We start from the raw sequence: 21,932 nt of genomic DNA on the forward strand, positions 1-21,932 counted from the left end.
CCGTATCGCGCAGAATTCAACCTCATCGAGAGCCCTTAGGCCCTCAAACCATATGGAGGTTGCCATGACCAATACACTTGCATCAGCCCAGCGTTGTGCAGCGCGACCGGGAACGCCCGTGCGGCCGGCATCGCGCCGGCTCCTGAAGACCCTGCGAAGCATCATAGCGAGCTGGCACGATCGGACCTGGCGCGAACGGATACGCTTTCGCTGGCAACTCAGGCAGATGTCGAAGGACAATCCGCATCTGATCGACGATATCGGCCTGACGATAGAGCAGGTCGAGGGAGAGATCGCCAAGTCCTTCTGGGAACGATAGAGCGAATGCCGCAATTGCTCGGGCGTCAGCGCACCGCCTCGCGATGGGCGCCTGCCAGGCGGGATGCGGCGGCCGTCGAGATCGCCACCTCGAAGCGCCAGCCCTGCGCGTCGACGCATTCACCAGTCGCCGGCATAATGCATGTGCGCCAGCACATAGCCGGCGACGGAGCCCGTTGATGGGAGAATGCCGGCCGTTGTGGCGGTGCGAAACGGTAGTACTCGTCATGGACCAGCACCATCGGAACGCCTTTAATCTCGACAGGACATCGAGCGCGTCGCACCCCTGAAGCGTGTCCCGTACGAACGGGTTCAGGCGACCCGTTTTAGGTCCTCGTTTTTATGCATGTTGTTCTCCCAAATCGAGGTCGCTCTGGGCGACATGCATCAGAGGGCATCCATATGTACGCCATTGGCAATCTGAGTGCAGCCGGGCAGGCCGAATTGCTCGGCCCACAGACATAGTGAACCTGCTGCTGCGTTGAGCGCCGCGCCGCGTTCTGTCAGCGAATAGACTACCTTCGCTGGAACCACGGAAAAGACTTTACGGTCGACAAGGCCGTCGGCCTCCAGTTCTCGCAATTGTTGCGCCAGCATCTTTTCGCTGATGCCAGAAAGCGCCTGTTTCAATCGACCAAATCTGCGCGACGCCGTTCCGAGCTCGCAAAGGATATCTACTTTCCTCTTTCCTTCGACCATCCTGACGGCCGCTGCAAAGCCATTGTCCGCGGAATTGTTCATCGCGCGTTCCTTACCTTCTGGTGACCACTTACGCCCGGGTGCGTATCGCGCGCCGCTCGTTTTGACATACCTCTCAAGACGATCACAGCAAAACGCGGTCTGACGCCGCCAATTGATATGGAGTGTGGAATGAAGCTTTCAATCACGGTCATTGGAACGGGCCGTATGGGCTCGGCGCTCGCCGGCAGCCTGCTTCAGTCGGGATATCCGACGACTGTCTGGAACAGAACCAGACAGAAGACCGATCCACTCGCCAGGCTGGGCGCAATCGCCGCGTCCTCCGTGGAGGAAGCCGTGAACGCAGGCGAGATCATCATTGTGAATGTCAGCGACTATGAGGCGACAAAAGCGCTTCTCCACAGTGACGCCATCGCCTCAGCCATTCGCGGCAAGCTGATCGTGGAGTTGACTTCGGGGACGTCGAGTGGCGCACGGGAAGCCGCTGAATGGTGTACGAAGCACGGCGCAAACTACCTTGATGGCGCGATCATGGCGACGCCGGATTATATCGGCACGGACGCCGGGACCATCCTGCTTGCCGGGCCAAGGGAGAAATTCGACACGAACCGCGATGTGTTTCGCGCCTTGGGTGGCAATGTCCAGCATGTTGGCGCAGAACCAGGGCGTGCGAACGCGCTCGATAGCGCACTACTGGCTATCATGTGGGGCGCTCTGTTCGGGACGCTCCATGCGATCGCCGTGTCGCAGGCCGAAGAGATCGAACTCGGTGAACTGGCGCGGCAGTGGTCCGCGACGGCGCCGGTCATCGACGGCCTGGTGACCGACCTCATCAAGCGGACGAGCGCTGGCCGATTTGCCAGCGATAACGAAACGCTCTCGTCGATCTCGGCGCACCACAGCGCAATACAGCATCTGTTGGAGTTGATGCAGTTCCGCGGAATCGACCGTTCAATAGTCGATGGTTATGATGCGATATTCAAACGGGCCATAGCGGCGGGCCACTTGCACGATGATTTCGCCGCGCTCTCGCATTTTCTGGCGACAGGGAAGTAGCATGCCTTTGACGTATCTCATTGATAAGTATTGTGCATCGTGGTCCACCGAAAACGCCGAGAAGCGGCGGGCGTCGCTGCTATCGGTCTTGAGCGATGGCGCGACGTATACAGAACCGTTCACGCTGTTGGTGCCGAAGAACTGCTAGCCCACATTGCAGGAATTCAGAGCAAGCATCCTGGTGCCTGCATTCTGCGGACCAGCAACGTGGATGTTCATCACGGCGTCGCGCGCTTCGCGTGGAAGTTTGTGATGCCTGACGGTTCGTCTTTACCCGAGGGCCTGGACATCGCCTTTCTAGATGAGGAGCAGAAACGGATAACGCGCATCATTGGCTTCTTCGGTTTGTTGAAACCAGTTCGACCTCTGGCAGAGGGCGGCGTCAGCTAACCGGCCAAAAGCTGACATTCGAACATGTCAGCGCACCGCCTCGCGGTGGGCGCCGGGCAGGCGGGTGGCGATCAGCTTGTCGATGCGGCGGCCGTCGAGATCGACCACCTCGAAGCGCCAGCCCTGCGCGTCGACGCATTCGCCAGTCGCCGGCAGATGGTGCATGTGCGACAGCACATAACCGGCGACGGTTTCGTAATCGCGGTTTTCCGGCAAGTCGATGCCGAGAATGTCGGCCATCTCGTCGGCCTGCATGTAGCCGGCGAGCAGCCACGAGCCGTCCTCGCGCTTGACGGCGTTTTCCTCATCACCGGCGTCAGTGTCCGCGCGGAACACGCCGGTGATGGCTTCGAGGATGTCGGCCGGGGTGACGATGCCTTCGAAATGGCCGTATTCGTCATGCACCAGCGCCATCGGCACGTCGGATTCCTTCAGCTTCTGCAGCACATCCAGTGCGTCGGCCTGGTCGTACACGATAGGGGCTGCGCGCACATGCCTGCGCGGGTCGAGCACGCGGCCGGCAAGCAGTGCGGCCAGCACGTCACGCGTCTGGACGACGCCGACCATGACGTCAACGCCGCCGTCGCCTGCCGGCAGGCGCGAATGCTGGGTTTCCATGAGCAGCTTGCGGATGGCCGCCTCGTCGGATTGCAGATTGATCCAGTCGACCTCGGTGCGCGGCGTCATCACCGCGCGCACGGCGCGGTCGCCAAGCCGCATGACGCCGGCGATCATGCGCCGCTCGTCCGATTCGATCGTGCCGTGATGCTCGGCCTCGGCGACCAGCATCTTGATCTCCTCATCGGTGACTTTCTCCTCGCTTTCGCCGCGCTGGCCGAGCAGCCACAATATGGTGCGGCCGGAGAAGTCGAGCAGGAAGACCAGCGGCGCCGAGATGGTGGCGAGGATGGTCATTGCCGGAGCGACCCTGGCGGCGACCCGCTCTGGGTCGCGCAAGGCAATCTGCTTGGGCACCAGCTCGCCGACGATCAGCGAGAAATAGGTGATGATGGCGACGACGATGCCGACGCCGAGCGGATCGGCGACGGTCTCGCGGATGCCGGTCGAGGCCAGGAACTGCGCCAGCCGTTCGCCGAGCGTGGCGCCGGAAAAGGCGCCGGAGAGGACGCCGACCAGGGTGATGCCGATCTGCACCGAGGAGAGGAACTTGCCGGGATTCGAGCCAAGCTCGAGCGCGCGGCCGGCGCCATTGATGCCGCGGTCGATCATCGCTTTCAGGCGGGCCGGTCGCGACGAGACGATGGCAAGTTCGGACATCGACAGAAGGCCGTTCACACAGATGAGGACGACCACGATAGCGATTTCTACGTATAACATGAGCGGTCAATAGCATTGCGGCGCGGTCTTCGAAAATAGTCTGACGTGATTTTTGAGAAATGACCGGCATTTCGCTCACGCAGCATCCCAAGGCGGTGAGGAACCGTCAGGGATCCGGCATTGCTCTGAAGGGTCCGAAAAAGCCGACGACCAGCGACAGCTTTCCCTCCTTGGAAACGCGGCACATATCCATGCTTTCGGTGCCTCGAAATCCGTTTTCGCCTCTCTGCACCCAGCCAAAACGCAGGAAGTCGTGATGAACGTCGACCAAGGTCGTCCGTTCGAGCCAGAAGCCCGGACGAGCTTTCAGCACCTGATCAATGTGTTGGAGCAGTGCCTTGGCTCCGGAGATATGCACCGTCGGATCAATGTATGTGCCTTCCGGTTCGAATGAGGCCAACAACAGGCGGCGACGTTCCTCAGGCTCCGGGTCGAACCATGCCCTGCAGTAGTTATCCACTACGCTTTCCGAGTCGAACATCAGAAGCTCCTTTTGAAACCGCCGGACTGTTTCAGCCTGCAAGGCCCGCGCGACCTACTGTTTGAGTACGCCGACAATTGCCTCGCCGTCCGTGAAATAGGGATCGCCGCCGCCATTGCGCCCGGTACTGGTGGCGCCGACGCCCGATATGTCGCTGGTCGAGATCAGCGTGCCGGCGGTGGCCAGGTCGCGCATCAGGAAATCGCGCTCGGCGTCGATGTCGGGGTCGATATGGTGGGTGACAGCGCCGGTGTCGTGGCTGAGGCCGACGCCGCGATCGAAGCTGGCCGAGCCCAGCCACAGCGGCCGGCCATCGTCGCCGCTTGCATCGGTCCGCCAGAAGCGGACATGATGCCGGCGGTCGGCGCTGAGGCCCTCCGGCTTTTCGAAGGCGAGATCCTGGGCGCGGCCATCGAACAGCAGCCTGCTGACCGGCGCATCGGGGTAGGGGTGGTCGAACAGCACGCTTTCACCGATCTCGATCGCGGTCTTCAGGGTCACGGCGTCGGCGGTGTCCCAGCCGGCGACGGCGAAGGCGTGGACTACTTCCTTTCGCGTACCGACAAGACCGACATTGATGGGATCGCCCGGAATGCCTTGCGGCGTGTGCGTCACCATCTCGAAGCTGTGCTTGCGAAAGCCGCGATCGTGAAACGTCCAGAATTCCGGTGCGGCGAAATAGGCGAGCGCCAGATAGGCGGCCAGCAAGGTCGCCACCCAGATTGCAACGCGTCGCCGAAAACTTCGCTGGCTCATGAACGCCGCCCGATCCGTGCGGTATCTTTTGCCCGAGGGACCCTGGAAATCAATGGCCAGCAGCGCGCCGCCGCTTTATCGTGGGCCATCGTTTCTTCGTGGGGGCAGCAATGGAGCGGAAGCTGGCAGGCCGCAAGCCAATGGCGTTGACCGCCGAGCTTGTCGCGCAAGTTGAGCGTGTCGAGCCTGATCCCGGGCCAGAGCCCGGAACCAGCGAGCACACCGATGCGGAGTTCGATGGCCTGGTCGAAAAGCTGCTTTCGCAGCATCGTCCCGACACGCTTTGGGTCTTTGCCTACGGGTCGTTGATCTGGAACCCCGAGTTCGCCCATGTCGAGCAGCGCCCGGCCACGGCGCCGGGATGGCACCGCTCGTTTTGCCTGAAGCTGACCCGCTGGCGCGGAACCCGTGATTTGCCGGCCCTGATGCTGGCGCTCGATCGAGGCGGCAGTTGCAACGGCATCGTCTATCGGCTGCCCGCGGAAGACCATTTCGGGCAACTCGGCCAGTTGATGCGCCGCGAGATCGATGCCAACCCGCCAACCAACGTGCCATGCTGGATCAAGGTCAAGACCAAGGACGGGCCGCTGCATGCCTTGGCCTTCGTCGCGGCGCCGGATGGCAGGGCCTATGCCGGCCGGTTGCCATTGGAGCAGGTTGCCGACACTCTGGCACGGGCTGCCGGTCATTGGGGCTCTTCGGCGCAGTATTTGTTCAGGACCGTGAGCAAGCTTGAAGAGAGCGGCATCCGCGACCGGAATCTCTGGCGCATCCAGGACTTGGTCGCACGGCAAATCGCCGCTTCAACCGGTGGCGCCGACTAGGCTGATCTCTTTCTAACGGCAGGCGCGATAACCGTTCTTGCGGTTCTTGATGTCGAAATGGAAATGGTTGCGGTGGTCGTAATTGTAGCCGGGGCCGAGCACGGTGGTGAAATACTGGCAGCCGTCGGCGCGTACATTGTTGAGGAAGCCCCGGGTGCGGAAGGCGAACAGGCCGGGCTTGCGCACGTCGATGTCGTCGCCATTGTTGAGTTCGATGCTCATGACGTCGAGCGCATTGCCCTTGCCGTGCTCGGACAGTACACCTTCGCCGGCAATCCTGCGGCAGGAATAGCTGGAGCCCTGGTGGATGGTCTTGACACCGGAGAAATAACGCCAGCGGGCGGAGGGGACGAGCTCGTTCTTCGTCCAGCCGGCAAAGGTGGCGGCCATGTCGCAGGTGAGGGTCGCGGCGGGTTTCATCTGGATGTTGCCGATGGCCGAAACCTTGACCGGATAATCGATGCCGCACTGGCCTTCATGGATCGGCGCCAGGTCGGTGTAGGCGACATCGAGGCGCTTCAATTGCTGCCGGCAGTCGGTTTCGCTGGCCGGCATCTGCTCGACGGGCGACATCGGCTCGTCCATGCGCGGATAAGCGGCCTGCGTCATGTACGGATTGGAAGGGACAAGCTTCTGCATGCCGGCATATTGCGGCACGGCAGCCGTCTGCGCGCCGACGTCGACGGCCGGCTCCAGCGACAGCACACTGCCGGTGTTGCAGGCGGAAAGCGCCGCCAGCGCCAGGCCGGCGGTCAGCATTGCTGGATATTTTGACTGGCGCGCGGTGGCGAAAAACACGGCCCGAAATTTGCCGGCCATTGGCGGAATCCCGTTGATGGATATCCGGCATTTTAACGATCAAGGGTAAAGGAAAACTCAGCGCCCGCGTTCATGCCTGCGGCCGAATTGCGGCACGCGGCTGGATCAGCCATGTTCACTGGCAGAACGTCCCGCCGTGCCGGCGCGGTTCGAGATCGAGATGGAAATGCAGGGAATGATCAGGATCGGCGCCCGGACCGAGCACCGTCTTGAAAGGTCCGCAGGCCGCCTTGCGCACGGCATTGAGGAATTTAGCGTCTTTCTCCGGCGGCGCTGGGCCGACCTCGATCTTCTTGCCGTCCGACAGCGTGAAGCTGGCGATGTCGAGTGCGTTGCCGAACGCGTGTTCCGACAGTTTTCGTGTGCCGTTGCGTGGCCGGCAGACGAAGGCCGACGCCTGGCCGATCGATTTCAGGTCGGCGCCGAATTCGGCTTTCGCCGCCGGCTGGATCACATCGGCCGCAAAACGTGCCGCCGCCTCGGCCATCTTGCAGTTGAGCTCGGCGCCGGGGCCGATGGCTACGGACTTTCCAAGGGTCTTCAGCACGATGGGGTAGGGGATCGAACAGCCGATTTCAGGCTGGCTTTCCGCCTTGTGTTCTTCGAACTCGACGCCGAGCGTCTTCAGCCGTTCGCGGCATGCGACTTCCTCGGCTGGCATTTTTTCATCGGGCAAGTCGGCCGAGCGCGGGTCTGGCAGCATCTTCTCGTCGTCTGCATCGGCCGGCTTTTGCGACGGCTGCGGGCCAATGTTGGGCGGCTGAGCCTCGGGCTCCGCGATGTCGGGTTTTGGTGTCGGCGTTGGCGCGACCGCGGGCGGCTCCGGTTCGCTTTCCGTATCGGCTGAGGGTTCGGGAGCCGACGCCTCGGGGAGTGCCTGCTTTTCCTGACGGGATTTTTCTTCATTGGAACGGTCGGGCGCGCCGGCGGTTTTCGCAGCGTCCGCCGGGCGTGGTTCCGGCACCGGAATGGCGGGTCCGGATCCCGAAATGCCGGGTCTGGGCATCGGAACATCGGCAGGCAAGGGCAGCGGCGGCAGCGTTTTCTGCTGTGCCTGCTTCGGCGTCACCGACCGGTGTCTTCGTGGTTTCAGGCGCTTTCCGCCTCGCGGTTTAAGGGGCTGTTCGGCTCTTGGTGTCAACGGCTGCTCTATCCTCGGTGTCAACGGCTCGTGATGCCGATGGCGATGTCTCGCCTCGGCCGGCATCACCAGCAAGACCGTGATGGTCATGACGAACGCGATCCTGCATATTCGGGAAAAGACAATCGACCCCATCGCCGTCAACGGCGCCGACGCGAGGAAAGTTGCCTTGGCCCCATCACGAACGGTAACCGCGTCGTTACGCACCGATCGCTTCCAGCCCTTCCTCCAGCCAGTCGGCGAGCAGCGGCATGCCGAGCAGGTATTTCGCGGTGCGCTTGTTGGCGCGTTCGCGCGCTGCCGCCAGCGCGTCCGCCCATTCTGTGGCGTCGTAGTCGCCGCGACCGACCCAGGCCAGCGCGATCAGCTCGGCTGCTTCATCGACATTGAGGTCGTTTATCAGCTCGCGCAGCTCTTCCTCGGTCAGATTCTCCGAGCTTTCCTCGGCAAGGCCGTCATGGCGATGGTTGACATGGGACTCGCCGTCGAGTTCGACCTCGTGCTCGGCGCCATCGGCATAGTCTTCATTGACGGCCGCACTCAGCGCCTTGGCCTTGAGGATGAACAGGCGCACCGTGTCGGGGCCGATCGAAAGCTCCCAGTCCTTTTCAAGCCGCCGCTGCAAGGGCCGTCTCCCTCAGGTCGTTTGCCGGATGATAGCGGATTCGCAGCATCCGTCACCTGATGTTCTCCCGCACGTAATTTTCCGGGATGAAACGCAAGCCGACCGGCGTTAGTGTTGCATTCTCACCCCTCCAGGAGGTTTCGATGCATAAAAGAGTGCTGATCCAGGCGGCGACTGCCCTTGTCGCGCTGCAGTTCCTTGCCGTTCCGGTGTTCGCCGCCGGCGGTGACAGTGGCGGCAGCGATCAGACCGTCACCCAATGCAAGAAGGGCGAAGTCTGGGACAAGAAGAAGAAAAAGTGCGTCGCACCCCAGGAGGGCATGCTCGACGACGACAGCATCTATGATGCTGGCCATGCGTTGGCGATGGCCGGGCGCTATGACGAGGCGATCGCCGTGCTCAGCCTTGCCGCCAACAAGCAGGATCCGCGCATCCTCAACTATCTCGGCTATTCGCACCGCCATTCCGGCCGCGTCACCGTTGGCCTCGGCTATTACGAGGAAGCGCTGCGCATCGATCCGAACTACACGCTGGTGCGTGAATATCTCGGCGAAGCGCATCTGCAGATCGGCGATCTGGCCGGCGCCCAGCAACAGCTGATGGAAATCGAGAAGCGGACCGGCAAGGGTTCGCGCGAATACGGCATGCTGGCCGAGCAGATCGACCATTTTATGCGAAGCTGAAAAGATTCCAGGGCTCTTTTAAGCGGCCGCGAGCGATCGCGGCCGCTTTTTTGTTGCCCCAGTCTCATTCACCGCCCCCGGCTGATGAATGCGGGGATGATTTTTACAAAACCGATTTTTGGGCGTGAAAAACCGGCGAAGATTGCTATATTCAGGGAAATTGCGGTGAAACGGTTCCGTTAGCCCGAGGCTGCCGGACCCGTTTTCTTTTTGTACCATCGACAAGGCTTTCCCCGAAACGCGGGGGTGGCAGCAGGAAAGGTCAGGCATCATGAACAAGGTCCCGATGACAGGCGAGGGGTTCGCGTCATTGAAGGAAGAACTGCGCTGGCGCCAGCAGGAAGAGCGGCCGCGCATCATCGAGGCGATCTCCGAAGCGCGCTCGCATGGCGACCTGTCCGAAAATGCCGAATATCATGCCGCCAAAGAGGCGCAGAGCCTCAACGAGGGCCGCGTCAACGAGCTTGAAGATTATATCGCGCGCGCCGAAGTGATCGACGTCAGCAAGCTCAGCGGCGACAAGATCAAGTTCGGCGCCACCGTGGTGCTGGTCGACGAGGACACCGAGGAAAAGAAGACCTACCGGATCGTCGGCGACCAGGAGGCGGACGTGAAGTCCGGCCGCATTTCGATCTCCTCGCCGATCGCGCGTGCGCTCATCGGCAAGGAAGTCGGCGACGCCATCGAGGTCAATGCGCCTGGCGGTGCCAGGGGGTATGAGATCGTCCAGGTGCAGTTCATCTAGGGAATTTGAGGGGGGAGCGGCTGCGACTTTTAAGCTGAGGTTTGCGCCGCCCCTCATTGCCCTGCCGGGCATTTCTCCCCGTATAGTGACGGGGAGAAAGATGCTCTCATCGACGATTTCGCCAATTTTCAACGTAGCAGAATAGACGCTGGCCTTGCGTTCAGATCCCTTCTCCCCGTCGTTATACGGGGAGAAGGTGCCGGCAGGCGGATGAGGGCAGCGCCAGCCTTTCCGATTGACTTCAGTTCTTGCCAGCGTTGGCCTTGCCAAGGACCTGGAGTCCCGCCAGCCTTTCAGCCTCCGCCACCACCTCCGCCGGCATCACACGCTTCCCGGGCTGAGCCAAAAGCGTCGACGCATATTGCCCGCGAGGCCCCGTCAACCCGGGCTCGGTTGCCAGGAACACCGCAACCGTTGGCAGGCCGAAGGCGCTGGCGAGATGGGTCAGCCCGGTGTCGGCGCCGATGACCAGTTCCGAGCGGCCGATGAACGCAGCGATGTCGGCCAGCGGTGACTTTGGCACCACAACTGTCGATGGCACTGCCTTGGCAATGGCTTCGGCCACGGCCTTCTCGCGCTCGTTCGACCATGTGGTGACCGGCGTCATCCCACGTTCAGCCAGCAGGCGGGCGGTTTCAATCCAGTCTTCGGCCGGCCATTTCTTGTCTTCGCGGCTGGTGCCGTGCAGCAGGAAGGCGGTTTTTCCAGAAGGGCCCACCAGAGTGCCGGCGGGCGGCACGATGCCGGAGTCCAGGGTCGAAAGATCGGGCTGATAGCCGAGCGCCAGCCCGAACAGCCGCCGTGTCCGCTCGATGGCGTGCAGGTCGCGCGGCACGGGATAAGTGGCATCGTAGAACAGCGTCGCAGAAGGTTCGCGCGCGCTCGAACGGTCGAAGCCGGCAATGGGGGAGCCCACCTGTCTTGCCACCAGAGCCGATTTCAGGAGGCCTTGCGCATCGATGACGAGGTCGTACCGGCAATCGCGCAAGGTCCGCCGCAGGGCGGCCGCCTCGCGCCAGGTGGCGCCGTCGAGCAGCGCCTTGCGCCAGCGCCGGATCGCCACTGTATGAATCCGGTCGATCGCCGGGTGAAGCGCGACGATGCCGGCAAATGCCTCTTCGACGCACCAGTCGAAGGTCAGGTCCGGGCGGTTGCGACGGGCATCCTCGACGGCCGGAAAGGTGTGAATGACATCGCCCATGGATGACGTCTTGACGATCAGCACCTTCATGCCGCTGCCGGGATGTCCAGCAGCCGCTCCGCCGCTGCCGCGACTTGGCCGACTTCCAGCGTCTTCAGGCAGTTGAGATGGCCGAGCGGGCAGACCTTCTGGTGGCAGGGCGAGCACGACAGGCTAAGCCAGACCAGTTCCCGGTGCTCGGCCAGCGGTGGCGTGTTCTCGGGCGAGGTCGAGCCGTAGACGGCGACGATCGGCGTACCGACGGCGGCCGCGACATGCATCAGCCCGCTGTCGTTGGACACGGCCAGCCTTGCGGCGGATATCAGGTCGATGGCGTCCTCCAGCCGCGTCTGTCCGGCGAGATCGACGACGCCGGGGGCCTGGGCCGCGATCTCCGCCGTCACGTCGCGGTCGTTCTTCGAGCCGAACAGAGCGACCTTCAAGCCTTTGCCCATGAAATCGCGGGCAAGCCCGGCATAACTTTCGCTGGGCCAGCGCTTGGCCGGGCCGAATTCGGCGCCGGGCATCAGGGCCACGAATTTCTGCGGCGCTAGGCCGAACCGGCCGAGCAGGTCGACCTGGTTTTTCGTGTCCACGCTAAGCCGTGGCGCCCGGAAACCACCGCCCTGGGCAAGGCCGAAATAGGCCTGCGCGGTGCGTCGTTTGATGCTGTCGGGCAATGGCACGATGTCGGTCAACAGGCCATAGCGCATCTCGCGCAGGTTGCCGACCCGGCGCGGAATGCGGGCAAAGAACGGGATCAGCGCCGACTTCCAGCTGCCCGGCAGGACATAGGCGATGTCGTAGCGGCCGCGCAGCAGGCGGCCGAAGCGTCGCCGATGGGTGAATTCGAGCGCACCGGGTTTGAGCGGAAAGTCGATCTGCTGGCGGATTTCGGGCATGCGGTTGACCAGCGGCGCTGCCCAGGCCGGCGCCAGCACATCGATGGCGGCGTTGGGATGCAACTCCTTCAGCGCCGAAAACAGGCACTGCGCCATCACCATGTCGCCCACCCAGCGTGGGCCGATCACGAGGATCGTTGGGCTTTCAGCCATTCGACATAGTCTCTGACACCGGTTTCCACTGTCCGGAATTGGCCATTGTAACCGGCCGCGCGCAAACGGGACATATCAGCTTGCGTAAAGCTCTGGTAGCTGCCCTTGAGATGGTCGGGGAAGGTGATGAACTCGATCTCGCCCTTGCCCAGCGTGTCGATCACTGTTTCGGCTATGGCGCGGAAAGGCTGGGCACGGCCGGTACCGCAATTGAAGATGCCGCTTGAGCCCTGTTTCCACAGCCACAGATTGACGTCGGCGACGTCGCCGACATGGATGAAGTCGCGGCTTTGTTCGCCGGGCCCGAACCCGTCATGGGCGCCGAACAGTTTCGGGTTCTCGCCGCGTTCGACCTGGTTGAACAGATGGAAGGCGACGGAGGCCATGGCGCCCTTGTGCGCTTCGCGCGGGCCATAGACGTTGAAGTAACGCAAACCCACGACCTGTGAATGGTCGGTATCGAAGGCGGTGCGCCCGGCGAACACGGTTCGCCGGACATAATCGTCGAACAGTTTTTTCGAATAGGCGTAGACGTTGAGCGGCCGCTCGAGCGCCGGATCCTCGCGAAACTCCGAGCCGCCGCCATAGACGGAAGCCGAGGAGGCGTAGAGGAAGGGCACGCGCAGCGCCTGGCTTGCGTGCAGCAGCCGTTTCGAGAAGGCGTAGTTCACCTCCATCATGAACTTGCCGTTCCACTCGGTGGTGGTCGAGCAGGCGCCCTGGTGGAAGACGGCCTCGATGCGGCCGAGCGAGCCTGCCTCCATGCGGGGCAGAAAGTCGTCCTTGTCGAGATAGTCGGCGATCTTGAGATCGGCAAGATTGGCGATCTTGTGACCGTCGGTAAGGTCGTCGACGACGAGGATGTCGTCATGCCCTTCGGCATTCAGCGCGGCGACGATGTTGGAGCCGATCATACCGGCGCCGCCCGTGACGATGATCATGAAGGGCCTCTGGTTGCTTGCGATTCCGGCCCTTATAGGGGAGGCTAGGCGGGCTGTCGATAAAGCCAGGCATGTGCCTGTCCTGCCATTTTTATGCGCTTGTCTGTTTTGTCTGTTTTGTCTATTATGGACAAAACGGGACATCCCATGAAAAACTATCCATCGACCGATCTGAAACAGAATCTTGGAGATGTGCTTGCAGCTGCCAGCCAGCAGCCGGTCTCCATCACTCGCCACAACAAGCCGAGATACGTCCTGATGAGCATCGAGGCCTACGAAGCGCGCTTCGGCAACGACAGCCGCCGCGTCTACGCTGCGGAGGATGCCCCGACCGAACATGTCGAGATGCTTGAGGAGTACGCCGCGGAATTGGACCGTGATTAAACCCGCCGCTGCGGACGTCTGGCGATATCCATATCTTTGGCATCGCCAACACGGAGACGGCGAGACCGAAGGCCGGAAGTCACGGCCTGTAGCCTTTGTGGCTGTCCTTCCTGGGAAAGCCGGCGGTACGGACCTCTTCATCCTTGCAATCACTTCCACGCAGCCGGGCCGTGATCGCGTTGCCGTCAGCATCCCGGAAATTGAACGCCACCGTGCGGGCCTCGACCTATGCCCCTTTGGGTCATGGTCGACGAGTACAATCATGATATCCTGGAAGCGTCAGCCTATTTCGAGCCGGGTGCGCGAATCGGCGCGTTCAGCCCGTCATTTCACAAGAAAATTATGTTCGCTTTTACTGCGGTTGTCCGCACGGGTCAGTCCAAAGCCATCCCGCGCGCGGACTGAATCGACAGAACAGAGCACGATCGTGAGGGACCAAAAATGCCATCGACCGAACTGCTCATCGCGTTTTTCGCCACCACGGCGATCTTCGCCTACATTCCAGGCCCGGCCATGCTCTATGCCGCCGCGCAGACGATGGCGCGCGGCCGCTGGTCCGGCCTGACGGCGGCACTTGGCATCCATCTGGGCGGCTACGTGCATGTTTTCGCCGCGGCTGCCGGGCTGTCGGTGCTGTTTCATGCCGTGCCGACCCTCTACCTGGCGGTCAAGCTGGTCGGCGCGCTCTATCTGATCTGGCTTGGCGTCTCGCTGTTTCGCAAGCGCGCAGACGGCGATGCGTCGCTGCCTGCCATCGAGCGCAAATCAGCGCGGCGCGCCTTTTTCGAGAGCATCACCGTCGAGGTGCTCAATCCGAAGACAGCGATCTTCTTCATGGCGTTCCTGCCGCAATTCATCGACGCCTCGGCGGCGTTTCCGGTCTGGCTGCAGTTCGTCGTGCTCGGCACGATCGTTAATCTGATGTTCTCCTCGGCCGATATCGTCTGTGTGTTCCTGGCGGGCGCCGTGATCGGCCGTTTGCGGCGTTCGAGCCGGGCACAGCGGCTGATGCAACGGGCGGGAGGGGCCGTGCTGGTCGGGCTGGGCGTCCATGTCGCCCTGCAGAAGAGCTGACCGCCCGAGCCTGCCGGGATCATGCCTGCCGTTGCGCTGCGTGAATTTGCGGTATATCGGCTTTCGCCATGAGCGATCCGACCAGTCGATTGATGAGCACTTATGAGATTGAAATCGGCCTTTTCCCTGTGTTGCCAGTGACATGATCAAGCACAATCCGCCTTCTCCCGAACCGTTGCACCGCGCCATTGCGCGGTTCGGCCAGGCCACTGTGCTGGTGGTCGGCGACTTCATCCTCGATCGTTTCGTCAACGGCGTCATCGAGCGGATCTCGCCGGAGGCGCCGATCCCGGTGCTGCACGGGCGCGGTGAGACCTCGACCATGGGCGGTGCCGGCAATGTCGTGGCCAACATCGTTTCGCTTGGTGCTGCCGCTGTTCCCGTCTCGGTCATCGGCACCGATGTGGCAGGCGATAGCCTGGTGCGGATGCTCGGCGAGCTTGGCGCCGATACGGCGGGCCTCGCACAGGAGCGTGGCCGCATGACCTCGTCGAAGAGCCGTTTCAGTGCGCTCAACCAGCAGGTGCTGCGCTTCGACGAGGAGGAGATCAAGCCGCTCGGTGCTGCGGAGCGCGCCGGTCTGATCAGGCATTTCCGCGCCGCACTGACGCGCGCCGACATCGTCATCCTGTCCGACTACGGCAAGGGCATCCTGCTCGACGGCGTCGCCGGCGACTTGATCGCCATCTGCCGCGAGGCTGGAAAGCCGGTGCTGGTCGACCCGAAGGGCCGCGATTACGCCCGCTATGCCGGGGCGACCGCCATCACCCCCAACCGCAAGGAACTCGGCGAGGCCGTCGGCCATGCGGTGTTCGCCGATGACGAGATCGTGGCTGCCGCACGCGAGCTGATTTCGGCACATGGTTTCGATTTCGTCGTTGCGACGCGCAGCGAAAAGGGCATGAGCGTGGTCGGTCCCGACGAGGCGCGCCACATCGCCACCCAGGCGCGCGAAGTGTTCGACGTTTCGGGCGCCGGCGACACGGTGATCGCGAGCTTCGCGCTGGCGCTGGCCGTGGGCGCCGATACGGTCATGGCCGCTTCGATCGCCAATGCCGCTGGTGGCGTCGTGGTGGGCAAGCGTGGCACCGCGCGGCTGACGGTCGAGGAACTCACCGGCGCGCTGTTCCGTTCACATGGGCCGACCGCCCACAAGGACGCCATCCTCGATGCCACATCGGCCGCCCGCATGGTGGCGGCGTGGAAGGAAGAGGGCCTGAGCGTCGGCTTCACCAATGGCTGCTTCGACATCCTGCATGCCGGCCATGTCAGCTTGCTGCACGCGGCGCGCAGCCAGTGCGACCGGCTGGTGCTCGGCCTTAACAGCGATGCCTCGGTGCGGCGACTGAAGGGCGCCGGGCGCCCGGTCAACGACCAGCACGACCGCGCCTGCGTGCTGGCAGCACTTGCCTCGGTCGATGCGGTCGTGGTGTTCGAGGAAGATACGCCGCTGGCGCTGATCGAAGCGCTGCTGCCCGACATACTGGTCAAGGGGGCCGATTACACGGTCGACACCGTGGTCGGCGCCGATGTGGTGCAGAAGGCCGGCGGACGCGTCGTGCTGGTCGATCTGGTCGCCGGAAAAAGCACCACCAACACCATTGGCAAATTGCGCGCCGGCGGCACCACAAACTGAGGGTTTCATGTCCGAGTTGAACGATTATCTTGTCCGCTCCGCGGCTGCCATATCAGCCATGGTCGAACGGGACCTGACCGGTGAGATGGGGCGGGCAGCGAGCGCGGTGGTGACGGCGCTTTCGTCGGGGAAAGCCTTGCTCATCGCCGGCAATGGCGGCTCGGCCAGCGACGCCATCCACATTGCCGGCGAACTGGTCGGCCGCTTTCTCAAGGAGCGCAAGGCCTACAATGTCATCGCGCTGCCGGCCAATGCAGCGGTGCTGACCGCCTGGGGCAACGACTATGGATTCGACACGGTTTTTTCGCGCCAGGTCGAGGCGCATGGCGCCGCCGGCGGGGTGCTCCTGGCGATCTCGACCAGCGGCAATTCGCCGAGCATCCTTGCCGCCGCCGAACAGGCGCGGAGGATGGACATGACGGTGATCGGCATGACCGGCGACACCGGCGGCAAGCTGAAGCCTCTGTCCGATATCCTGCTCAACGTGCCGTCGACCTCGACGCCGATCATCCAGCAGGGGCATCTGTGCCTTTACCATCATTTGTGCGAGGTGGTCGAAGCGCGCCTCAGCAATGGCTGATCCCCCGACCTCTGGCCGCTATCCGCTGGCGGAGCCTGGCCTATGGGTCGAGCAGGTCGGCTCAAGGCTGTTCGCCGCCGGCTCGCCGGCGCTGTTCCTCGATCGCGACGGCACCATCAATGTCGATACGGGCTATCCGGATGATCCTGCCGAAATGGTGCTGCGCGCGGACATAGCCGCGGTGATAGCCGCCGCCAACCGGGCCGGCATTCCGGTCATCATCGTCACCAACCAGTCGGGCATCGCGCGTGGCTATTTCGGCTGGGGCGATTTCGCTGCCGTCAACGGCCGCGTGCTCGAGCTGCTGCGCGCCGAAAATGCGTTCGTCGATATGGTCGTCGCCTGCGCCTATCACGAAGCTGGCACCGGTGTGCTTGCGGTCGCCGATCATCCGATGCGCAAGCCCAATCCGGGCATGTTGCTGGAGGCGGCCGGGCGCCTCGGGCTCGATCTGCGGCGTTCGCTGATCGTCGGCGACAAGGAGGCCGACATGGAGGCGGGACAACGCGCCGGCCTCGCGCAGGGCTGGCTGGTAGACGGGCAAGCGGCTGTCCGATCGGGCTTCACAATTCAGCCTTGGTGCGCCCGCGCGGATTTCGACGGCCTGCTCGCCGCAATAGCTGCGCTTGGCACCGCCTCGGGCGCGCCGTGACGGCTTACATCCGATCTTTGTCTCGCCAGGCTTCATAAAGCTTGGCCTCTGTCGCGAACGAATACAGCATCACCAGCATCGAATAGACGAATCCGTGCCGGCCGCACAGGAAGTAGCGCTTGGCCAGGTAGAACTTCAGGAAGTTGCCGAGAGGCGACAGCACCAGTCTTATCAGGCCGGGCTTCTTGCCCCGTTCGACCAGCGTGGCAACCTTGAGGCTGGAGTAGGTGTTGGCTCTTGCCAGATCCTCGGCAATGGTCATTTCGCGGCGATGCAGCAGCACGCCATTTTCTATCGTGCCGGTTTCGCCTGGCACCTCGAACGACTCATGGACCCGCAGATTAAGGTCCATCGTGGCCTTGTCGCGGCGGAAAAGACGCAGCAGCCTGTTGTGAAGCACCCAGCGGTGCGCATAGCCATAGCCCTTCAGCTTGTCGCGGCGTCTGATGTACCATCCGTCGAAGGCGTCACTCCCAAGCTGGGTCACATTCATGATTGACTGCCTGAGCACGTCGTCGATGGCCTCGTCGGCTTCAATCGAAAGGCACCATGGTTGCGTGGCCTGATCGAGCGCGAATTGCCGCTGACGAGGAAAGCCCGGCCAATCGTTGTGAAACAGCCTTATCGGGTAGCCTTTGGCGATGTACCCATTGACGACGTCCAGAGTGCTGTCCGTCGAGCCCGAATCGACGACGATGATCTCGGCGCAGAAATCGACGCTTTCCAGGCACTCGCCGATCATATCGGCCTCGTTCATGCAGATGACCAGCGCCGAAACCGGGCTAGAAAATCGAGTCATCGTCCCACCCCACGGCACACAATTCTCGGAATTGGGCTGCCCTGCGCCACTTGTTTACGCAATCCCGAAAGCGCTATGCGCTTTCCCCAGGAAAACCGTTACACACTTTTTCTGGAATTGCTCTAGGAAACCAACAAGACGGCTACGGCAGAACATCCGGCTTCACAGGAGAGCTATCGAACGCCAAAGCGGCGCTGATATGGCGAGGCGTTCAAGCCGCATCGGCGAAAGCCCGCTGCGGTTCAACCGGGTCAAGGCTGTGCGAACGAGACCAGCCCTTCGTCCTTGACCCGGCGGATGGTGAGCGCTGTTCGCACCGTGTCGACATTCGGGGTCGAGGTCAGTTCCTCGATGACGAAGGTCTGGAAAGCGCCAAGGTCGCTCGCCACGCAATGGAGCAGGAAATCGGATTCGCCCGACACCATCCAGGCGTCGCGTACGATCGGCCAGCCGCGGGTGCGCTCGGCAAAGATGCGCAGCTCGGCATCTGCCTGATGATGCAGGCCGACCAGGCAGAAGGCAACGACATCGAGGCCGAGCGCTGGTGCATTGAGCAAGGCACGGTAGCCACGGATGATGCCGGCTTCCTCCAGGCGCTTGACGCGGCGCAGGCATGGCGGCGCCGAAATGCCGACGCGATTCGACAGTTCGACATTGGTCATGCGGCCGTCGCCCTGCAATTCGCGCAGGATCTTCCAGTCGATGGCGTCGAGGTCGGCCTTGAGCGGCATGGGGGTTCTCGATCACAGGGGCAATACGCAAGAATCTTGCGTGATTTTGTAATTAAACGACTTCGCGGTCCATTCCATCCTTCGCCCGGAATATTTCACGGGATCAGCGGGCGACAGGTGTGACAAAGCTTTCCGGGGACGAACTCCAACTTGCCTTGCTGGCGTCGTGGGCAACACTTACATTACGCGCGACAATGATCGAGTTTTCCATGCCGCAATTGCCGGCAGCCCTCCGCAGAGGCTTTAGATGACCACCAAGCACGCGCCCGTTCTCATCATCGGTTCCGGTCCGGCCGGCTATACGGCAGCGGTCTATGCCGCCCGCGCCATGCTGAAGCCGATGCTGGTTGCCGGCCTGCAGCAGGGCGGGCAGTTGATGATCACCACCGATGTCGAGAACTATCCCGGCTTCGCCGACCCGATCCAGGGTCCGTGGCTGATGGAGCAGATGCTGAAACAGGCCGAGCATGTCGGCACCGACATCATCAACGACATCATCACCGAGGTCGACCTCAACGTGCGACCGTTCCGTGCCAAGGGCGATTCCGGCACCACCTATACCGCCGACGCGCTGATCATCGCCACCGGTGCGCAAGCGAAATGGCTGGGCATCCCGACCGAGCAGGACTTCATGGGTTTTGGAGTCTCGGCCTGCGCCACCTGCGATGGTTTCTTCTACAGGGGCAAGGATGTCGCGGTGATCGGTGGCGGCAATTCCGCGGTGGAAGAGGCGCTCTATCTGTCCAATCTCGCCAAGAGCGTGACGGTCATCCACAGGCGAAGCGATTTTCGCGCTGAACGTATCCTGCGCGAGCGGCTTCTGAAGAAGGACAATGTCCGCATCATCTGGGACACGATCGTCGATGAGATCACCGGTCGACCCGGCAAGACGCCGCTGCCGCCCTCGGTCGAGGGGCTGAAGCTCAAGCATGCGGTGACCGGCGAGGTGTCGCACCTCAAGGTCGACGGCGTGTTCGTGGCCATCGGCCATGCGCCGGCGGTTGAACTGTTCGCCGGCAAGCTCAAGCAGAAGCCGAACGGCTATCTGTGGACGGCGCCGGATTCGACCCGCACCGATGTGCCGGGCGTGTTCGCGGCCGGCGATGTGACCGACGATATCTACCGCCAGGCGGTGACGGCAGCGGGGCTCGGCTGCATGGCCGCGCTCGAGGCGGAGAAGTATCTGGCCGGCATCGAAGTGCATCGCGAAGCGGCCGAGTAGAGAGTTCAGAGAGCGGCTTAGAAACGCCGTGTAAAAGCCTGATTTTTCATTCAGACGCCAAAACAGAACGAGGGGAATCATGGCGTTGGACTGGGACAAGCTACGCGTGTTTCACGCTGCGGCGGAGGCGGGGTCGTTTACCCATGCGGCCGAGACATTGCATCTGTCGCAATCGGCGATCTCGCGGCAGGTCAGCGCGCTCGAGCATGATGTCGGCGTGCCGCTGTTCAACCGCCACGCCCGCGGGCTGGTGCTGACCGAGCAGGGTGAGATGCTGTTTCGCACGGCGCATGACGTGCTGATGAAGCTGGAGACCATCAAGTCCCGGCTGACCGAGACCAAGGATCGCCCGTCGGGCGTGCTGCGGGTGACGACGACGGTGGGGCTGGGCGCCGGCTGGCTGACCGAGCGGGTGCAGGAATTCATCGAACTCTATCCCGAAATCAGCCTGCAGCTGATCCTCGCCAACGAGGAACTCGATCTCACCATGCGCCAGGCCGATTGCGCCATCCGGCTGCGCCAACCGCAGCAGCCGGACCTGATCCAGCGCCGCCTGTTCACCGTGCATTTCCACCTCTACGCGGCCCCATCCTATGTCGCCAAGCATGGCAAGCCGTCTTCCGTCGCCGAGCTGAAGGCCCATCGCATCGTCACCTTCGGCGTGCCGGTGCCGTCGCATCTGTCGGAGCTGAACTGGCTGGAAACGGTCGGTGATTTCGAAGGCGGACAAAGGGTGCCGACGCTGCAGATCAACGACATACTGTCGATCAAGCGTGCGGTGCAGGGCGGTGCCGGCATCGCCATGCTGCCCGACTATGTGATCAGCAAGGACTCCGATCTGGTGCAGCTGCTGCCGGAGACCGAGGTGCCGTCTTTCGACACCTATTTCGCCTATCCCGACGCGATGAAGAACCAGGCCAAGCTGCATGTGTTCCGGGACTTCATCATCGCCAAGGCCCGAAGCTGGTCCTTCTGAGGGCATGCCGATATTCAAGTGAGGCCGGCCCGCGAATGGCCGCTTCCTGCGCTTCCCCGTCTACCGCATCGCGGTAGAACTGTGCTCACGTACTTAAGTACGCTCCGCTCCGGTTCTCGGCAGCCACCATTCTCGACTCGGCCTGACCTGAATCTCAACGCGCCCTGCGATGGTGGCTCAACCACGCCAGGGCGACAGTCGAGGCAGCCAGCCCGGGACGTTGCGGCGGTAGGTGTCGTATTCGGCGCCGTAGCGGTGAGCCAAGGTCGGCTCCTCGTAGAACCGCACGAAAGAGCCCATGACGATCGCGCCGATGACTGCATAGGCGACAAGCGCCCAGCTCGAGAACAGCAGCGCCTGGCCGAGGATGATCGACAGCACGGCGACATACATCGGGTTGCGGACATGGCGGTAGATGCCGCCGATCACCAGCCTCTCGGTCGGGGCGACCGGTGCGGGTGTGCCCAGGCCCTCGAGCGCAAAACGGCCGAAGGCATGCAGGAGTGCCGCGACCGCGGCGACGATCAGAAGCCCGCCGACAGGGACAAAGCCCGGCAGACCAGACCACGGCAAGCCCCAGCGATCGGTCAACAGCCAAGGCACCAGCCCGGCAACCACGCAGGGCGCCGCGATGAAGAAGGCCGCACTGCCCGCGATCGCCGAAAACGTCCGCATTGGCTGCTTCCTCCCCGATTGCCTTAGAAATGCACGCCTGCTGCCCGCTTCCACATCATTGCCCAGTTTTGGCATTTCGAGCCGAAAGCCAGCCGAGATTGGCGATTCTGTAGTTGCAATTGCCCGATTCAGCGCTCCATTTCGACGATTTT

At 62.6% G+C, this 21,932-nt stretch carries 26 protein-coding genes; 13 read left to right on the forward strand and 13 right to left on the reverse strand.

The features are described 5' to 3' along the window. Positions 1-64 precede the first annotated feature (64 nt). Entirely contained in the window at positions 65-319 is a 255-nt protein-coding gene (locus tag NKK51_RS25980; protein ID WP_023809755.1) for a DUF1127 domain-containing protein, read from the forward strand. A gap of 386 nt (positions 320-705) precedes the next feature. Here the strand turns inward: NKK51_RS25980 and NKK51_RS25985 are convergent, their stop codons facing one another. Continuing rightward, complete coding sequence (locus NKK51_RS25985) at positions 706-1,059, reverse strand: winged helix-turn-helix transcriptional regulator (RefSeq protein ID WP_352555044.1); 354 nt, start codon at positions 1,057-1,059, stop codon at positions 706-708. A 129-nt stretch (positions 1,060-1,188) separates the two neighbouring features. On the opposite strand from NKK51_RS25985, the gene NKK51_RS25990 reads away from it, so the two are divergent. Together NKK51_RS25990 and NKK51_RS25995 are read left to right on the forward strand one after the other, a co-directional pair. Continuing rightward, entirely contained in the window at positions 1,189-2,073 is an 885-nt protein-coding gene (locus tag NKK51_RS25990; RefSeq protein WP_352555045.1) for an NAD(P)-dependent oxidoreductase, read from the forward strand. Positions 2,074-2,103: 30 nt separating this feature from the next. Further along, positions 2,104-2,463: a hypothetical protein gene (locus tag NKK51_RS25995; protein WP_352555046.1), complete on the forward strand. Its 360-nt coding sequence runs from the start codon at positions 2,104-2,106 to the stop codon at positions 2,461-2,463. Positions 2,464-2,490: 27 nt separating this feature from the next. Here NKK51_RS25995 and NKK51_RS26000 read toward each other — a convergent pair whose 3' ends face one another. The 3 genes from NKK51_RS26000 to NKK51_RS26010 form a co-directional block, all read right to left on the reverse strand. Continuing rightward, positions 2,491-3,801: a hemolysin family protein gene (locus NKK51_RS26000; RefSeq protein ID WP_352555047.1), complete on the reverse strand. Its 1,311-nt coding sequence runs from the start codon at positions 3,799-3,801 to the stop codon at positions 2,491-2,493. 106 nt (positions 3,802-3,907) lie between these two features. Then, positions 3,908-4,282, reverse strand: a complete 375-nt coding sequence (locus tag NKK51_RS26005; protein WP_128303800.1) for a nuclear transport factor 2 family protein — start codon at positions 4,280-4,282, stop codon at positions 3,908-3,910. 54 nt (positions 4,283-4,336) lie between these two features. Beyond that, entirely contained in the window at positions 4,337-5,038 is a 702-nt protein-coding gene (locus NKK51_RS26010) for an LssY C-terminal domain-containing protein (RefSeq protein WP_128303801.1), read from the reverse strand. Between the two features lie 110 nt (positions 5,039-5,148). Here NKK51_RS26010 and NKK51_RS26015 point away from each other — a divergent pair, with 110 nt between their 5' ends. After that, a complete protein-coding gene (locus tag NKK51_RS26015) occupies positions 5,149-5,862 on the forward strand; it encodes a gamma-glutamylcyclotransferase (protein ID WP_023809747.1) in 714 nt (237 codons plus the stop codon). A 12-nt stretch (positions 5,863-5,874) separates the two neighbouring features. Here the strand turns inward: NKK51_RS26015 and NKK51_RS26020 are convergent, their stop codons facing one another. From NKK51_RS26020 to NKK51_RS26030, 3 genes are all read right to left on the reverse strand, one after another. Next, positions 5,875-6,681, reverse strand: coding sequence for an extensin-like domain-containing protein (locus NKK51_RS26020; RefSeq protein WP_128303802.1), 807 nt, complete (start codon positions 6,679-6,681; stop codon positions 5,875-5,877). A 115-nt stretch (positions 6,682-6,796) separates the two neighbouring features. Beyond that, on the reverse strand, positions 6,797-7,912 hold the full coding sequence (locus NKK51_RS26025) for an extensin-like domain-containing protein (RefSeq protein ID WP_502902499.1): 1,116 nt from the start codon (positions 7,910-7,912) through the stop codon (positions 6,797-6,799). 109 nt (positions 7,913-8,021) lie between these two features. Next, positions 8,022-8,447 (reverse strand): DUF3775 domain-containing protein, encoded by a 426-nt coding sequence (locus NKK51_RS26030; protein ID WP_352555048.1) that lies wholly within the window; start codon positions 8,445-8,447, stop codon positions 8,022-8,024. A 143-nt stretch (positions 8,448-8,590) separates the two neighbouring features. On the opposite strand from NKK51_RS26030, the gene NKK51_RS26035 reads away from it, so the two are divergent. Beyond that, the gene (locus NKK51_RS26035; protein WP_128303804.1) at positions 8,591-9,130 is read left to right on the forward strand and encodes a tetratricopeptide repeat protein; all 540 of its coding nucleotides are present in this window, start codon (positions 8,591-8,593) and stop codon (positions 9,128-9,130) included. Positions 9,131-9,401: 271 nt separating this feature from the next. After that, a complete protein-coding gene (gene greA, locus NKK51_RS26040; RefSeq protein WP_013530066.1) occupies positions 9,402-9,875 on the forward strand; it encodes a transcription elongation factor GreA in 474 nt (157 codons plus the stop codon). A 241-nt stretch (positions 9,876-10,116) separates the two neighbouring features. Here greA and waaC read toward each other — a convergent pair whose 3' ends face one another. From waaC to rfaD, 3 genes are read right to left on the reverse strand one after another with little or no spacing between them, the layout of a single operon-like run. Then, positions 10,117-11,106 carry a lipopolysaccharide heptosyltransferase I gene (gene waaC / locus NKK51_RS26045; RefSeq protein WP_352555049.1) on the reverse strand — a complete coding sequence of 330 codons (990 nt, stop codon included), beginning with the start codon at positions 11,104-11,106 and terminating at the stop codon, positions 10,117-10,119. Beyond that, entirely contained in the window at positions 11,103-12,110 is a 1,008-nt protein-coding gene (gene waaF / locus NKK51_RS26050) for a lipopolysaccharide heptosyltransferase II (RefSeq protein ID WP_352555050.1), read from the reverse strand. Before waaF ends, waaC begins: the two co-directional genes overlap by 4 nt. Further along, positions 12,083-13,051, reverse strand: a complete 969-nt coding sequence (gene rfaD / locus NKK51_RS26055) for an ADP-glyceromanno-heptose 6-epimerase (RefSeq protein WP_352555051.1) — start codon at positions 13,049-13,051, stop codon at positions 12,083-12,085. The genes waaF and rfaD overlap by 28 nt, the downstream gene beginning before the upstream one ends. A 147-nt stretch (positions 13,052-13,198) precedes the next feature. Between rfaD and NKK51_RS26060 the strand changes: the two genes are divergently transcribed. The 5 genes from NKK51_RS26060 (at position 13,199) to NKK51_RS26080 (ending at position 17,377) form a co-directional block, all read left to right on the forward strand. Next, entirely contained in the window at positions 13,199-13,435 is a 237-nt protein-coding gene (locus tag NKK51_RS26060; RefSeq protein ID WP_023809741.1) for a type II toxin-antitoxin system Phd/YefM family antitoxin, read from the forward strand. 441 nt (positions 13,436-13,876) lie between these two features. Then, complete coding sequence (locus NKK51_RS26065; RefSeq protein ID WP_352555052.1) at positions 13,877-14,509, forward strand: LysE family translocator; 633 nt, start codon at positions 13,877-13,879, stop codon at positions 14,507-14,509. Between the two features lie 142 nt (positions 14,510-14,651). Then, positions 14,652-16,145 carry a D-glycero-beta-D-manno-heptose-7-phosphate kinase gene (gene rfaE1, locus NKK51_RS26070; RefSeq protein ID WP_023809739.1) on the forward strand — a complete coding sequence of 498 codons (1,494 nt, stop codon included), beginning with the start codon at positions 14,652-14,654 and terminating at the stop codon, positions 16,143-16,145. 7 nt (positions 16,146-16,152) lie between these two features. After that, a complete protein-coding gene (locus NKK51_RS26075; RefSeq protein WP_023809738.1) occupies positions 16,153-16,725 on the forward strand; it encodes a D-sedoheptulose-7-phosphate isomerase in 573 nt (190 codons plus the stop codon). Beyond that, positions 16,718-17,377 carry an HAD family hydrolase gene (locus NKK51_RS26080; RefSeq protein WP_352440413.1) on the forward strand — a complete coding sequence of 220 codons (660 nt, stop codon included), beginning with the start codon at positions 16,718-16,720 and terminating at the stop codon, positions 17,375-17,377. Before NKK51_RS26075 ends, NKK51_RS26080 begins: the two co-directional genes overlap by 8 nt. Before the next feature lie 4 nt (positions 17,378-17,381). On the opposite strand, the gene NKK51_RS26085 is transcribed toward NKK51_RS26080, so the two are convergent. Next, positions 17,382-18,176 carry a glycosyltransferase family 2 protein gene (locus NKK51_RS26085; protein ID WP_352555053.1) on the reverse strand — a complete coding sequence of 265 codons (795 nt, stop codon included), beginning with the start codon at positions 18,174-18,176 and terminating at the stop codon, positions 17,382-17,384. 251 nt (positions 18,177-18,427) lie between these two features. Next, entirely contained in the window at positions 18,428-18,907 is a 480-nt protein-coding gene (locus NKK51_RS26090) for an Lrp/AsnC family transcriptional regulator (RefSeq protein WP_023809735.1), read from the reverse strand. A 247-nt stretch (positions 18,908-19,154) separates the two neighbouring features. On the opposite strand from NKK51_RS26090, the gene trxB reads away from it, so the two are divergent. Both trxB and NKK51_RS26100 read left to right on the forward strand, forming a co-directional pair. Next, positions 19,155-20,129, forward strand: a complete 975-nt coding sequence (gene trxB / locus NKK51_RS26095; RefSeq protein ID WP_128303811.1) for a thioredoxin-disulfide reductase — start codon at positions 19,155-19,157, stop codon at positions 20,127-20,129. Positions 20,130-20,208: 79 nt separating this feature from the next. Continuing rightward, on the forward strand, positions 20,209-21,105 hold the full coding sequence (locus NKK51_RS26100) for a LysR family transcriptional regulator (protein WP_023809733.1): 897 nt from the start codon (positions 20,209-20,211) through the stop codon (positions 21,103-21,105). Positions 21,106-21,282: 177 nt separating this feature from the next. On the opposite strand, the gene NKK51_RS26105 is transcribed toward NKK51_RS26100, so the two are convergent. Next, a complete protein-coding gene (locus NKK51_RS26105) occupies positions 21,283-21,780 on the reverse strand; it encodes a methyltransferase family protein (protein ID WP_023809732.1) in 498 nt (165 codons plus the stop codon). Between the last annotated feature and the right edge of the window lie 152 nt (positions 21,781-21,932).

Source organism: Mesorhizobium sp. M0011, from assembly GCF_040324155.1.
GTDB lineage: Bacteria > Pseudomonadota > Alphaproteobacteria > Rhizobiales > Rhizobiaceae > Mesorhizobium.